Source organism: Microbacterium sp. Nx66 (assembly GCF_904066215.1).
Taxonomy (GTDB): Bacteria; Actinomycetota; Actinomycetes; order Actinomycetales; family Microbacteriaceae; genus Microbacterium; species Microbacterium meiriae.
This window is the reverse complement of the sequence record NZ_LR880474.1, coordinates 880,142-893,536: the sequence shown is the minus strand read 5'-3', so window position 1 is coordinate 893,536 and position 13,395 is coordinate 880,142. Positions and strand designations below refer to the sequence as shown.

The window sequence follows — 13,395 nt, the reverse complement described above, 5'->3', positions numbered from 1 at the left end:
CGCACGAGGAAGGCCCCGGATGCCGAAGCACCCGGGGCCTTCATCGTGCGGTGTTTACTTGATGCGCGAGGTGACGTTCTCGGCGTCGAACTCGTAGACGCCGATCGCGGCACCCTTCGGGTCGTTGTTCTCGTCGAACGTGATCTCGCCGGAGAGGCCGTCGTAGTCCGGCGTGCCGCCGTCGTTGATGATCGCGGCGCAGTCGGCGAAGTTGTCGCACTTCTCGCCGTCGCCGTCGCCGCCGGAGACGGTGATCATCTCCGCCGCGATGTCCGGGCCCTCGACCGAGCCGGCCTTCAGCGCCGCCAGAGCGATGAGGACCACGGCGTCGTACGCCTCGGCCGAGTAGGTCACGGCGTCGATCGGGTCGTTGCCCTCGGCCGTCCAGACCTCGTTCAGCTGGTCGAGGAAGTCCTGCGGCAGCTCGGCGCCGGCGCGGGTGCCCTTCGAGCCCTCGAGGCTGACCGGGATGTCGGCGCCCCAGTCCTTGAGGTTGCCGTCGACGAGGTACAGCGAGCCCGTGTCGACCCCGGCGTTGCCCAGCAGCGGCGCGATGGTGGCGAACTGGTCGTAGGAGACGACAGCGACGGCGTCCGGGTTCGCCGCGGCGATCTCCGAGACCTGCGCGTTGAACTGACCGTCGCCCTGGTTGTACGACGCATCGGCGACGACCTCGCCGCCGGTGCTCTCGAACGTGGCCTTGATCGCCTCGAACAGGCCCGTGCCGTACGGGTCGTTCTGGTAGATGATGCCCAGCGTCTTGTGGCCGTCCTCGGCGATCTCGTTGCCGAGGACCTCGCCCTGGAGGTTGTCGCTCGGTGCGGTGCGGAAGTACAGCGGGTTGATGCCCGTGAAGTCCGGCGAGGTGTTGGACGGGGACACCGTGAGGATGTCCGCACCCGCATTGCCGTCGAGGATGAGCTTGGTGACGCTGGAGGACGCCGCGCCGATCATGGCGGTGATGTCGCCGTTGCGCAGGTTGGTGATGGAGGTCTCGTAGGCCTTGTTGTCGAGGTCGCCCTCGTCGCCCGTGCTGAGGTCGATCGTGATGCCGGCGTCGGCCTCGTTGATCTGGTTGACGGCGAGCTGGACGCCGGCCTCCATCGGCGCGCCCAGGAACGCGAGCGTACCGGTGGCGGGCAGCAGCGAACCGAGCTTGAGCGTCAGGTCGGCGGCGGGCTTGTCGCCGCCCCCGTCCGACGGCTCCGCATCGGGCGTGCTGCTGCAGCCCGCGATGATGAGGGCGGAGGCGCTGACCAGCGCGATCCCGGCGAAGATCCTCGCGCTGCGCGAGCCCTTCAGTGCGTTCATGATGCTCCCTTGCGTAAACGAACGTGGATGATGACCACAGTCGGGTGCTCTAACACTAGGGCGTGCGCCCCGCGCGCAGGAGGGGCAAGTATCTCGGTGCGTTAACGATCCAGGGCCGCCGTTTCGGGGCGCGGACAGGACCGATCAGAGCGCCGCGGCGCGGGTGGCACGACGGCCGCGACGCGCGGCGAGGAGCAGATCGACGACGAAGACCGCGATCGCGACCCACACCAGGAGGAACCCGATCCAGCGCTCCGGCGGCATCGGCTCGTGCAGCACGACGACCCCGATCACGAACTGCAGGACCGGGGTGAGGAACTGCAGCATCCCGATGATCGTGAGGTCGACGCGACGCGTGCCGGCCGCGAACAGCAGCAGGGGGACAGCCGTGGCCACCCCCGCGAAGGCGAGCAGCACGGCGTGCGGCCAGCCCGCGGTCCCCATCGTCAGGCCGACGGGCGTCGTCGCCACGACCACGAGTTGCACCACCGCGATGGGGATCAGCCAGAACGACTCGAGCGTCAACCCGCTGACCGCGTCGACGGCAGGGCCGATCTTCTTCTTGATGAGCCCGTACAGACCGAAGGAAGCGGTGAGGGTCAGGGCGATCCAGGGGACGTGGCCGTACGCCACGATGATGACGACGACCGCGACGGCCGCGATCCCGACCGCCGCCCACTGCAGACGGCGGAGGCGCTCCTTGAGGACGAAGACGCCGAGCAGCACGGTGGTGATCGGGTTGACGAAGTAGCCGAGCGCCGTCTCCACCACGTTCTCGCTCAACGTGCCGAGGACGAAGACCTGCCAGTTGACGTAGATGAGCAGGCCGGCGAGGGCCGTCCACCCGAGCAGTCGCGGACTCCGGACGATCGCGAGGAAGGCGGGCCATCCCCTCGTGACGGTGAGCAGCAGAAGACAGAAGACGAAGGAGAGCAGCACCCGCCAGGCGACCACCTCCCACGGCCCGGTGGGCTGCAGCAGGAGGAAGTAGAGCGGCAGCACGCCCCACAGGAGGTATGCGCTCCCGGCGTAGGCGACGCCCGCCGTCCGGGTGGCGCGGGTCGTCTCGGGGGTCACCGCACAACCCTATGCCCGCGAGGACGAGGGCCGCGCCGCTCCGGACGCGGAAGAGGGCCCGGATGCCGAAGCATCCGGGCCCTCTTCGGACCGGGTTCCCGTCCGCCGTGCAGAGGGAACCGAGTGTGCGATCAGCGGACGACGACCGCCAGGACGTCGCGAGCCGACAGGACGAGGAACTCGTCCGCGCCGAACTTCACCTCGGTGCCGCCGTACTTGCTGTAGAGCACGCGGTCGCCGACGGCGACGTCGAGCGGAACGCGGTTGCCGTTGTCGTCGATGCGGCCGGGGCCGACCGCCACGACCTCGCCCTCCTGGGGCTTCTCCTTGGCGGTGTCGGGGATGACCAGGCCACTCGCGGTGGTCTGCTCGGCCTCGACCTGCTTGATGACGATGCGGTCCTCGAGCGGCTTGATGGAAACCGACACGGTCTACCTCTTCTTTCTTGACGCTGACACGAAAGACTCGTTCGCACTCTCAACCCGAGAGTGCTAATGCCAGTGTAGGCGGTCGGCTGGCACTCATGCAATGCGAGTGCCAACCCGGGTCACACGTCACGCGGGTCCTAGGCTGGGAGGGTGGAGATGTCCGAGCTGCGCGCCCTGCTGACCCCCGCCGGCCTCGAGCTGCTCGACGCGCTCGGGCCGGTCACCTCCACCGCCGAGGCGGCCGCAGCCGTCTCCCGGCTGCGTGCTGCGGGACACTCCCCCGACCTCGTCTCCGCCGTCGTCGGGCAGGCGCACCTGCGCGCCAGGGCCGCGGCGAAGTTCGGCCCCTTCGCCGCCCGCATGCTGTTCACCCGCGCGGGCCTCGAGCAGGCCACCCGCCTCGGCGTGGCCGCCCGCCACGCCCAGCGGATCCGCCGAGCCGGCCTCACGAGCGTCGCGGACCTCGGCTGCGGGATCGGCGGCGACGCCCTCGCGTTCGCCGGCGCGGGACTGGCGGTGCACGCGGTGGACGCCGACGAGGTGACCGCGGCCCTCGCCGCCTACAACCTCGCCCCGTTCGGCGACGACGCCACCGTCCGGCACGCCACGGCGGAGGACGTGCTCGGAGAGCCGGTCCCCGGCCAGGCGATCTGGATGGATCCCGCCCGCCGCACCTCCGGACACAGCGAGACCCGGCGCGTCTCCGCCGACGACTACTCGCCGTCCCTCGACTGGGCGTTCGCCGTCGCCGCGCAGCGCCCCACGGGTATCAAGCTCGGCCCCGCCCACGACCGCGACGCCCTGCCCGCGGACGCGGAGACGCAGTGGGTCAGCGCCGACGGCAGCGTCGTGGAGCTCGTCGTCTGGTCCAGGGAGCTGGCCAGGGAAGGGGTCCGGCGCTCGGCCCTGGTGATCCGCGGCGAGCGCTCGCACGAGCTCACCGGCCCGGCCGATGCCGAGGACGCTCCGGTCCGACCGCTCGGGGCCTTCCTCCACGAGCCGGACGGCGCCGTCATCCGGGCGCGCCTCATCGGCGACGTCGCCCGCAGCCTCGATGCGGGGATGCTCGACCCGCGCATCGCCTACCTCACCTCCGATGCCGCGCTGACGAGCCCGTTCGTGCAGTCCTTCCGCGTCCGGGAGACGCTGCCGATCACGCCGAAGACGATCAACGCGGCCCTGAAGACGCACGGCATCGGCCGCATCGAGATCAAGAAGCGCGGGGTCGACGTCGACCCCGCGGCCTTCCGGCGCAAGCTGACCCTGCGGGGCGACGCCGAGGCGACCCTGATCCTCGCCCGCTTCGGCGATCAGCGACGCGCGATCCTCGCCGACCGGGTGCCCGCCGCGGACTGAGAGCGATCAGTCGTCCGGGTCGCGGCCAGGGATGTCGACGCGGATCGGATCCCCCGGCGGCCCGGTGGTCACGAGATACGACTCGCCCGTCGCCTCGTCGACCACGGCCGGGCCCGAGGTCACCGTGAGGTACGGCATCTGCCAGCGGGTGAAGGCCACCTCGACCACGGACGCCGACAGCAGCTCTCCCGTCTCCTGATCCACGTCGAGGAGCTGCACGCGCAGCCCGGACTGGAGCGCCTCGTCGAGGGTGGCGCACTGCCGCGAACCGTCGGCGTCGACGATCAGGCAGCGCTGGGCGGGGCCGGTCGTCGTACGGCGGTCGCCCAGCCACACCGGCTGCTCGCGGAACGAGCCCAGGAGGGTGAGGTTGAGGTCATAACCGTCGCGGATGAGTTCCTTCACCCTCGGGCGCTGCTCCTCCCCGAACTGGGCGAAGAGCGTGGAGCTTCCGCCCCACCGCTGGATGCTCACCATCGGCTCGTCCGCGGTGGAGAACAGCATCACCGCCGTCACGCTGTCGGTGGAGAACGAGTCCTCGTCGTCACCGGCATCGGAGGGCGCCACGGGGAGCGCGGCGTACAGGCCCGGCCCCAGCTCCTCCTCCGCTGCCAGACAGGTGGATTGGGAGTCCTCGCCCACGTCGAGGATCAGGCACCGGGTGGCCCCGTCATCCTGCGTGGCGAACCAGGCGAGCGCGCCCTCCGCCTCCGCCACCGGACGCACGGAGCCGGGGTCGTAGTCCTCCCCGGCGAGATCGATCCGTCGCTGCTCCTGCGTCTCGGTCAAGGGGAACGCCTCCGACCGCGGGGCGAACAGCGCCCACCCCGCCCCGACGCCGATCGCCAGGAGGGTCGCTGCCGCCACGAGCACGGGCACGACTCCGCGCGCCCGCATCGGCGCGCCCGTCTCGACGGGTGCGGGTGGTGCTCCGGCCGCGGCGAGCGGCGATGCGTCGGAAGCCGGTGGCGGATCGGACTCCCGACCCTCGTCTTCCGCCACCGGGAGCGCCTCGGAGGCTGCCGTCGGCCGTTCTTCCGCCGGAAGCTCCTGCCGTCGATGCTCCTCCTGGAGCTCGCGCAGGCGCCGGGCACCGGCGGCGTCGAGTCCGCCGTCCCGACCATAGGCCGCGCGCTCCAGTGCTCGGCGCTCCTCCGCCGCAGCGGAGCCCTGGCGGTCAGTCTCCTCCCGCACCGACGTCGCTCCCCTCTCGGATGATCACGAACGACCCGAAACCGGAGGTCGGCAGCTCGTAGGTCGTCATTCCGCCGGTCTCCGCGTCGGTCACCTGCAACCGCAGCCGACCGTCGTGCTCCTGCAGCGTCTCCGTCGTCTCACAGGCCCGCGGCGCGTCGGCCGTCGCCCCGTCGTAGATGAGGCACTGCCGACCCGTCTCCCCTTCGGAGGCCGTCCAGATCGGGACGTCGCGGTCGTACCCGGCGACCCAGATCGAGTTCGGGTCGAAGCCGTCATCGGCCAGGCGCTCGGCGGTCCGTGTCTCCGCCTCGTTCGCGTAGGTGGGGCCGCCCTCGCCGGAGCCGTACTCCGAGACGTCGACGCTCACCGCCGGTTCACCGTCGGGCGTGAGGAGCAGATGGGCCATGACCTGGCGCGTGTACTCGTCGTCGCGCTGGGTCGTCACCTCGCCCCAGAGGCCGTCCTCCTGCACCGCTTCCCGCTGATTGCAGCTCGGCGTCGTGCTCTCCCCTGCGCCCAGGACCAGGCAGATGCTCGCACCGCCGTTCTGCGTCGCCACCCAGATGACCGCGTCGTCCTCCGTCGCGAGCGCGCGCACCGAGCCCGGGTCGAATCGTCCGGACGCGACGAGATCGGACTGCCATCCCTGCTGCTCGGCGCTGAGGGCGACCGCTGTTCCGCCGCTCCGGCCGAACGCCAGCCATCCCACGCCGACCCCGAGGAGGAGCACGACGACCGCGCCGAGCGCGAGCATGCCGAGGGAACGGCGCCGCCGCCTCTGAGCCGGAACGTCGCTCTGAGCGGTGACGATGTCCACGGACTCCTCGTCCGGCTCCACGGGCGCGTCGTCTCCGGCCGACGGCTCGTCGTCGTCCTCTGCAGCGGCGAAGGAGCCGAGGGACGGCGGAGGTCCCGGCGACGGGCGTCGCCGGGCGGCGTCGAGCTGTCGCAGGCGCGCGGCCTCCGCGTCCGTGAGGCCTCCGCCTGGGCCGAAAGCCTTGCGCTGCAGGGCCCTGCGCTCCTCGACGTCGTCGTCGTCCGTCATGGCCAGCCCGCCTAGCCGAGTCTCTCGAACTGCATCCCCGCCCAGACCAGCCATCCCAGGCTGTACACGGTCGCGCACAGGCCGAGCACGAGGGCCCAGCGCGCGATCGCCCGGTTCTCCACGGGGCGCCGGAGGGACATGATGGCGGCGATCACCGCGACGATCGCGACCGGGATGCCCCACCCGACGAAGAACGACGCGCCGAGGGCGACGATCGCCGCCAGCAGCGCCCACGGGGCCAGGCGGGTGTCGTCGACGACGGCGGGCTCGACCGCCGGCTCCCAGCCCTCGTCCTCTCCGTGGTCGAGGTCGGGCCCGCTCACCACGACCGGCTCGATGCCGACCGGACCGGTCGGCAGCTTCGTGTAGCCCTCGCGCGGCGCTCCGGGAAGGCGCGCCGTCCCTGCCGGGCGTTCGACCTGCCCGCTCGCGCGCTCGACCCGCGCACGGGGCGTGGCCCCGTCCGACTCCGGCTCCTGCGCGAGCCCGGTCACGCCGGCACCGCCTCCGCGACCTGGATCTCGGTGACCGGCAGGGTCGAGTCGGCGCCGAAGCCGAGGGTCGATGCGGGGCGCCCGGACGCGATGAGCTCAGCGGCCAGCGCCGCGATCATGGCGCCGTTGTCCGTGCAGAGCGACAGCGGAGGGATGCGCACGGTGACGCCGGCCTCGGCGGCCCTGGCGAGGGCGACGTCGCGGAGCCGACGGTTCGCGATCACACCGCCGCCCAGGAGCAGCCGCGGCACTCCGAGGTCGGCGCACGCGTTGAGCGCCTTGGTGACCAGGACGTCGACGACGGCCTCCCGGAAACTGGCAGCGACGTCGGCGATCGGGAGGTCCCGGGCGTCGGCACCCGCCTCGGCGTTCTCGGCCTCGAAGCGCTCGATCCAGCGGGCGACCGCGGTCTTCAGCCCGGAGAACGAGAAGTCGTAGCGATGCTTCGCGAGGTCGGAGGCGCGGGACAGCCCGCGCGGGAAGCGGATCGCGTCCGGGTTTCCGCCCACCGCGGCCCTGTCGATCTCGGGGCCGCCGGGGTAGGGCAGGGACAGCAGTCGGGCGACCTTGTCGAAAGCCTCGCCCGCGGCGTCGTCCACGGTCTCGCCGAGCAGCTCCACGTCGGTCGTGAGATCGCGCACGTGGAGCAGGGAGGTGTGGCCGCCGGAGACCAGCAGCGCGATCGTCGGATACTCCAACGGCGCCGAGTCCGGCGTCAGGATGTCGGCCGCGATGTGACCGACGAGGTGATTGACCGCATACAGCGGTTTGTCCAAGGCGACCGCGAGTCCCTTCGCCGCCCCCACACCGACCATGAGCGCTCCCGCGAGGCCCGGACCGCTGGTCACGGCCACCGCATCGAGGTCGGCGAGACGGACGCCGGCCTCGGCGAGCGCGGCGTCGATGGTCGGCTGGAGGGCCTCGAGATGCGCGCGGGCGGCGACCTCCGGCACGACGCCGCCGTACCGGGCGTGCTCGTCCATGCTGGAGGCGATCGTGTTGGACAGCAGCGTACGACCGCGCACGATGCCGATGCCGGTCTCGTCGCAGCTCGTCTCGATGCCGAGCACCAGGGGCTCACTCATGCGGTCGCCTCCTTCGGCGTGTCGGCGGGCGCCGGGTGGCGGCGCAGATCCAGATGCATCACGATCGCGTCCACGTCATCCGGCTGATAGTAGCGGGGGCGCCTGCCGATCTCCTCGAAGCCCTCCGCGCGATACAGTCCTTCGGCCGGAGGGTTGTCGGCGCGCACCTCGAGGAACACCTCATGCGCCCCACGGTCGGCGGCCGCTTGCAGCAGCGCACGCAGCAGCGCGCGCCCGCGGCCCTGACCCCGGACCTCGGCGAGGAGGGCGATGGTCTGGATGTCGGCGTCCGCACCGCCCTGCAGCGCCCGGATGCCGCCGTATCCGACGATCGCCCCGCCCCGCTCGTCGACGAGGTAGCGGCCGTGCGGGCTCGCCAGCTCGCTCGCCATGGTGTCCCGGCTCCACGCATCGGTCGGGAACGAGCGCTGCTCGATGGCCATGATCGCGTCGAGATCGTCCGGCCGCGCATCCCGCAGCGTCATGCGCCCACCTTCTTCGGGGCGCCGGGCAGGGACACATCCGGGTGCCGCAGGTAGAGGGGTTCGTCGCCGGCGAGGACCCGGCCGGCGGCGAGTGCGCGCGCCCCCACCCTGGCGAGGTCGGCTGCGGACAGCGTCGTCACGTCGACCCGGCGGAGACCGGCGAGATGATCGTCGGCGTCGGCGGCCCGCACGAGCACCGTGTCGGCGATCGTGCGCGGGATCCCGTCCTCGTCCTGTCCGTCGAACACGGTGACGGCGACCTCGCGGCGGCGGGCGTCGGTGACGACGGCGAACGGCCCGGTCACCGTGGACTGGATCGTCAGCGCGGCCGCCGTGTGACTCGGGACCGGCACCACCGGGATGCCGCGGCCGAGGGCGAACGCCCGCGCGGTCGCGATGCCGATGCGCAGTCCGGTGAACGGACCGGGGCCCATGCCGGCGACGACGTGCGTGATGCCGTCGGCTCCCCCCTCCCGGAGCACGTCGTGGACGAGGTCGCCGATCACCTCGGCGTGGCCCAGCGGATCGGCGGTACCGGCCTCGGCACGAGACGTCCCGTCCGGGTCGATGAGGGCGACGGCGGTGCCAAGGGACGTGTCGACGGCGAGGATCACGTCTCCAGGGTAGTCGTCACCCCGCCCGTCACGCCCGGCGCCCCGGCACCCGCGCGGGTCAGCCCAGCGGCGCCCGCACCGGGTAGTCCTGGCCTTCGAGGATGACCTGGGTCGCCGCTCCCGTCGCCCGGTTCACGACGACCGGCGCCAGCAGGTTGACGCTGACGCCGTCGGCGCCGGGGTGGGCCACCACGAGCACGAAGGCGTCGTCCGCCGAGGCGAGAGCGAGGTCGGCCACCTGGGCGTCCGTGAGGATCGGCGCGTACTCCGCCAGGACCGTGTTCGGGTCGACGAGGTAGAGCCGCAGGGCGTCGTCCTCGACCGCCCGCATCGCGAAGAGCCCGTCCGCACCGTCGACGGGTGCGAGGGCGAAGTCCACGTGCGGAGCCAGCCCGGGCGGTGGGGCCGTGAAGGTGAGCACGGCGGTCATCGCAGGAAGTCCATCAGCGTCGGCTGCAGCACGCGCGCGTTGACGGCGAGCGCCGAGCGGTAGACGAGCTCCTGCGCCTGCAGGCGGATGAGCACCTCGACCGAGTCGACATCCTCGACCGCGGCGCGGCGGGACTCGAGGGACACGGAATTCTGCACTGCCGCCTCCTTGGCGCGTTCGATCTGAGCTTGTCTGGTGCCGACCGCGCCCTGAGCACCGAGCATCGCCGTTCGGCGGTCGTCGATCTCCGCGAGCCGGGGCCCCACGTTGGTGCCGGAGCGGAGATCGGCGACGATGCGGTCGACGAGGGCGAACACCGAGTCGTCTCCGGTGCCGAACACCGCCGCACCGTCCGTGTCGACGCGGACCGCGGCCGCATCGGACACCCGGCGGGTGACCTCGGAGCCGGCGACACCGCTGTAGGAGTAGTCGGACCCGAAGGCCGCGGTGTCCGACGTGCCGGCGAAGACGGACCGGCCGAGCAGCCGGGTGTTCGCCTGCGCGAGCAGCTCGTCGCGGATGCCCTCCAGTTCCACCGCGAGGGCCTCCTTCGCCGTGGCGTCCAGCGCCCCGTCGTTGGCCCCTTGCGCGGTGAGGTCCCGCACCCGCGAGAGCAGGGACGTGCTGGAGGTGATCGCCGTATCGGCGGCAGTCACCCAGGCCAGGCCGTCGTCGATGTTGCGCGCATACTGCTCGGTGCGCCGCTGCTCGGCGTGCAGGGCGAGGGCGGCCGCCGCCGCTGCCGGGTCGTCCGAGGGGGCGGCGAACGCCTTCTGCGACGTGGCCTGCTCCTGCAGACGGGCGAGTTCGGAGAGGTTGGACTGCAGCTGGCGCATCGCCGTCTGCGTCATCGTGGTCTGGGTCACGCGAGAGATCATGGAGCTTCTCCGATCAGCGTCCGACGACGCCCGTGCGGTTGATGAGGACGTCGAGGGCCTCGTCGACGGCGGTGAGCACGCGGGCCGCCGCCTGGTAGGCGGTCTGGTACGTGAGGAGGCTGATCGTCTCCTCGTCGCCGTCCACGGCCGCGACGGACTGCTGCGCACCGACGGCGCCGACAGCCGCCGCATCCGACACCTTCGCGCGCTGCACGTCGGCCGCGGTGGCGACGCCGAAGCGGGTCACTTGATCGGTCCACAGCGCGTCCGGAGAGGTCGCGCGCTGCCCGATCTGGGAGATGAGGTCGGCGTTGGTCGCGTCCTTGGCTCCGGCCCCGGGGGCGGCGAGGGCGAGGTCGGCCGCCGTGCTGACGGCCACCTGCATCCCGAGCGCGGCGGAGCCGGTGGCCGGGAGGGTGAAGAAGTCGCCGCCCGGCTGTCCGGACGCCGTGACGCCGGCGCGGTGCTGGGCGTTGAGCGACTCCGCGAGCGCCGTGGCGACGCGGTCGTATGTCGCGGCGAGCTGCGCCAGCATCCCGCCGTCGGCGGCCGGGGCGAGCACCGCGAGGGAGCCGCCCAGCTCTCCCCCGTCGACGACGAGGGGAAGATCCGGCACCGACTCCCAGGCGACCCCGACGCGCGGAGCGCCGTCGATCGTCGCCGAGCCGGTCAGCGCGATGTGACGGGCGTCGCCGCCGGAGACCAGGGCGTTGCCGCCGAGGCGGACCGTGAGCGTGCCGTCCGTCTCCACGGTGGCCGTCGCGCCGGCGAGCCGGGCCACGTCCTCCGCGAGCAGGTTGCGGCGGTCGGTGAGCTCGTTGGCCGATCGCCCCGAGGCCAGCGCCTCCCGGATCTCGCTGTTCAGCACCGCGATCTGGTCGGCGGCGGCGTTGACCTGACTGACGGTGCGCTCGGCGGTCCCGCGGGCGGCCGTCCACTGCGCGGCGACCGTGCGGTAGCCGCCGGAGATATGGGCGGCGAGCTCCTTCGCCGACTCCAGGATGCTCGCGGCCGCCGCACCCGAATCCGGGGTGTTGGCGAGGTCCTGCCAGCCCGCCCAGAAGCTGGTCAGCCGGTTGGCGAGGCCCTTGTCGGTCGGCTCCGCGAGGGCCGACTCGGCAGTCGTCGCTGCCAGCGCGCGGGTGGCCCAGTAGCCGGAAGCGCCGAGGGCGTCGCGGACCCGGGCGTCGAGCAGCGCGTCACCGAGGCGGGACACCCCGTCGATCGAGACGCCGTGTCCGGGGAGCGCGCCCATGCTGAAGCGGCCCGTCTGCGCGACGGCGGCGATCGAGGAGGTCTCGACGCGCTGCCGCGTGTACCCCTCGGTCTTCTGGTTGGCGATGTTCTGCCCGACCACGTCCATGCCCCGCCGTGCGGCGGCGAGGCCGCTGGCGGCGGTGGTCAGTCCACTGAAGGTCGACATGAATCCCTCTCGGTCACATCTCGGTGTCGATGATGCGGGCGGCGTCCTCGCGGGCGCGGTCGCCGCGGGTGGTGTATTCGCCGCTCTCCTGGCCGAGAGCGGCGATGGTCTCCTGCGTGGCGCGGAGCACTCCGCTGAGCTGCTCCGCGGCGGCATCGCGCATCTGCTCGACCTCCGCTGTCAGCTTCACCAGCGCACGCATGTGGTCGGTGAAGACATCGCCCCAGGCTCCGTCCGGAGCGTGCTCGATGAGCTGACCGATCGTCGCGTCCTGAGGAGCCCCCCACTCCTCGGCGACACCGGCGACCTCGACGGCCCTGGCCAGGCTCGCCGCGCGGAGGCGGTCGAGCACCTGATCGATCTCCCTGGCCGCGAACTGGATCCAGTGCGACCGGCCGGCGGCGAGCAGCAGCTGCTGCTCGTCGAGCTTGAAAAGCAGCATCTCGAGCAGCTCGCGCTCGCGCCAGAGCTGCATCGATAGTTCGTTGGCTCCCATGATCCCCTTTGTCCCCAGCGATCCCCCGCCCCACGCGGGTGCGATCGGCCCGCCTGTTAACGGTTCATAAATCTCTATCGGCCGCCGCGCCCCTAAGGTTACTATGTGCATTGGCGGCGGTTAGTGCTCCCCATGGACATATCTCGGACCTTGTGATATGGCCATCTATCCCTCGCCATGAGCTTCCGGAGTGCATCCAGAGAGGTGGATCATCCCCCATGTCGTCGCGCGCTGAGCGCAACCGCCTCGTCGAGGCCAACCTCCCCCTGGTCGGCTACCTCGCTGCAGACACCCATGCTCGGGCTACCCATATCCCCCGCGAAGAGCTCGCCGCCGTCGGCGCGCTCGCCCTCGTGACCGCCGCCGACGCGTACGACCCCGCGCTCGGCGTCCCCTTCGGCGCCTACGCCCGTCGACGCATCCTCGGCGCGTTCGCCGACGAGATGCGCGCCATGGACTGGGCGTCCCGCGGCATCCGCAAGCGCATCAAGGAGACGGTCGCCGTCCGCGAGACCCTCACCGCCGCGTTCGGCCGCACGGCGACCGCCACCGAGATCGCCACCGCCATGGGCTCCCCCAAGGAGGTGGTCGTCGAGGCCCTCGCGGACGCCGCACGCACCGTCTCCCCGCTGGACGACCCCGCCACGCGCGATCTCGTCGCCGACATCCCGCTGCCGGAGGAGTCGGCGATGGTCGGCGAACGGCGTGAGGTGCTCGAACACGCCATCGGCGCCCTCCCCGAGCGCATGCGGCGCATCATCGTGGCCGTCTACATCGAGGAGCGGCCCGTGAAGGAGATCGCCGAGGAGCTGGGCGTGACCCACTCGGCCGTCTCGCAGCAGCGGTCGGAGGCCGTGCGCCTGCTCCGCGACGCCCTCGACCGGTACTTCGCCGAGGGCGGCACCGAGACCACGACCACCACCCGCGTCTCGCCTGCCGCACGCGACGCCTATTTCGGCCGCATCGCCGAGGCCGCCGGCGTCCGGATCGGCGACGTCTTCCGCGCCGCCGCCCCCGCCTAACGCGTCCGCATCCTCCGCCGATAGGTCAGGGCAGGAGACCACGGATGGTCTCCC

15 protein-coding genes are annotated in these 13,395 nt (G+C 72.0%); 2 read left to right on the top strand and 13 right to left on the bottom strand.

The genetic code is table 11. The annotated features are described in order from the left end of the window. Positions 1-54: 54 nt before the first annotated feature. From MICNX66_RS04255 to groES, 3 genes are all read right to left on the bottom strand, one after another. Complete coding sequence (locus MICNX66_RS04255; protein WP_187663424.1) at positions 55-1,311, bottom strand: ABC transporter substrate-binding protein; 1,257 nt, start codon at positions 1,309-1,311, stop codon at positions 55-57. Between the two features lie 144 nt (positions 1,312-1,455). Beyond that, on the bottom strand, positions 1,456-2,388 hold the full coding sequence (rarD, locus tag MICNX66_RS04250) for an EamA family transporter RarD (protein WP_187663423.1): 933 nt from the start codon (positions 2,386-2,388) through the stop codon (positions 1,456-1,458). Between the two features lie 131 nt (positions 2,389-2,519). Next, positions 2,520-2,816, bottom strand: a complete 297-nt coding sequence (gene groES, locus MICNX66_RS04245; protein WP_017203655.1) for a co-chaperone GroES — start codon at positions 2,814-2,816, stop codon at positions 2,520-2,522. A 150-nt stretch (positions 2,817-2,966) separates the two neighbouring features. Here groES and MICNX66_RS04240 point away from each other — a divergent pair, with 150 nt between their 5' ends. Next, positions 2,967-4,172: a THUMP-like domain-containing protein gene (locus tag MICNX66_RS04240; RefSeq protein WP_187663422.1), complete on the top strand. Its 1,206-nt coding sequence runs from the start codon at positions 2,967-2,969 to the stop codon at positions 4,170-4,172. Between the two features lie 6 nt (positions 4,173-4,178). On the opposite strand, the gene MICNX66_RS04235 is transcribed toward MICNX66_RS04240, so the two are convergent. Genes MICNX66_RS04235 through flgN form a run of 10 tightly spaced genes read right to left on the bottom strand, consistent with a single transcriptional unit; the run spans position 4,179 to position 12,319 of the window. Beyond that, positions 4,179-5,366 (bottom strand): hypothetical protein, encoded by a 1,188-nt coding sequence (locus tag MICNX66_RS04235; RefSeq protein ID WP_187663421.1) that lies wholly within the window; start codon positions 5,364-5,366, stop codon positions 4,179-4,181. Beyond that, positions 5,350-6,414 carry a hypothetical protein gene (locus MICNX66_RS04230; RefSeq protein ID WP_187663420.1) on the bottom strand — a complete coding sequence of 355 codons (1,065 nt, stop codon included), beginning with the start codon at positions 6,412-6,414 and terminating at the stop codon, positions 5,350-5,352. The genes MICNX66_RS04235 and MICNX66_RS04230 overlap by 17 nt, the downstream gene beginning before the upstream one ends. 11 nt (positions 6,415-6,425) lie before the next feature. Next, entirely contained in the window at positions 6,426-6,908 is a 483-nt protein-coding gene (locus tag MICNX66_RS04225; RefSeq protein ID WP_187663419.1) for a hypothetical protein, read from the bottom strand. After that, on the bottom strand, positions 6,905-7,993 hold the full coding sequence (gene tsaD / locus MICNX66_RS04220; protein ID WP_187663418.1) for a tRNA (adenosine(37)-N6)-threonylcarbamoyltransferase complex transferase subunit TsaD: 1,089 nt from the start codon (positions 7,991-7,993) through the stop codon (positions 6,905-6,907). The genes MICNX66_RS04225 and tsaD overlap by 4 nt, the downstream gene beginning before the upstream one ends. Beyond that, positions 7,990-8,478: a ribosomal protein S18-alanine N-acetyltransferase gene (rimI, locus tag MICNX66_RS04215; RefSeq protein WP_187663417.1), complete on the bottom strand. Its 489-nt coding sequence runs from the start codon at positions 8,476-8,478 to the stop codon at positions 7,990-7,992. The genes tsaD and rimI overlap by 4 nt, the downstream gene beginning before the upstream one ends. Further along, positions 8,475-9,092, bottom strand: coding sequence for a tRNA (adenosine(37)-N6)-threonylcarbamoyltransferase complex dimerization subunit type 1 TsaB (gene tsaB / locus MICNX66_RS04210; protein ID WP_187663416.1), 618 nt, complete (start codon positions 9,090-9,092; stop codon positions 8,475-8,477). Before tsaB ends, rimI begins: the two co-directional genes overlap by 4 nt. 58 nt (positions 9,093-9,150) lie before the next feature. Further along, positions 9,151-9,522, bottom strand: coding sequence for a flagellar assembly protein FliW (locus MICNX66_RS04205; RefSeq protein WP_187663415.1), 372 nt, complete (start codon positions 9,520-9,522; stop codon positions 9,151-9,153). Further along, positions 9,519-10,400 carry a flagellar hook-associated protein FlgL gene (gene flgL, locus MICNX66_RS04200; RefSeq protein ID WP_187663414.1) on the bottom strand — a complete coding sequence of 294 codons (882 nt, stop codon included), beginning with the start codon at positions 10,398-10,400 and terminating at the stop codon, positions 9,519-9,521. Before flgL ends, MICNX66_RS04205 begins: the two co-directional genes overlap by 4 nt. 13 nt (positions 10,401-10,413) lie before the next feature. Next, positions 10,414-11,823, bottom strand: a complete 1,410-nt coding sequence (gene flgK, locus MICNX66_RS04195) for a flagellar hook-associated protein FlgK (protein WP_187663413.1) — start codon at positions 11,821-11,823, stop codon at positions 10,414-10,416. 13 nt (positions 11,824-11,836) lie between these two features. Further along, positions 11,837-12,319, bottom strand: a complete 483-nt coding sequence (gene flgN / locus MICNX66_RS04190) for a flagellar export chaperone FlgN (protein WP_025104341.1) — start codon at positions 12,317-12,319, stop codon at positions 11,837-11,839. A gap of 218 nt (positions 12,320-12,537) precedes the next feature. Here flgN and MICNX66_RS04185 point away from each other — a divergent pair, with 218 nt between their 5' ends. Continuing rightward, complete coding sequence (locus MICNX66_RS04185; protein WP_187663412.1) at positions 12,538-13,341, top strand: sigma-70 family RNA polymerase sigma factor; 804 nt, start codon at positions 12,538-12,540, stop codon at positions 13,339-13,341. The last annotated feature ends 54 nt before the right edge of the window (positions 13,342-13,395 follow it).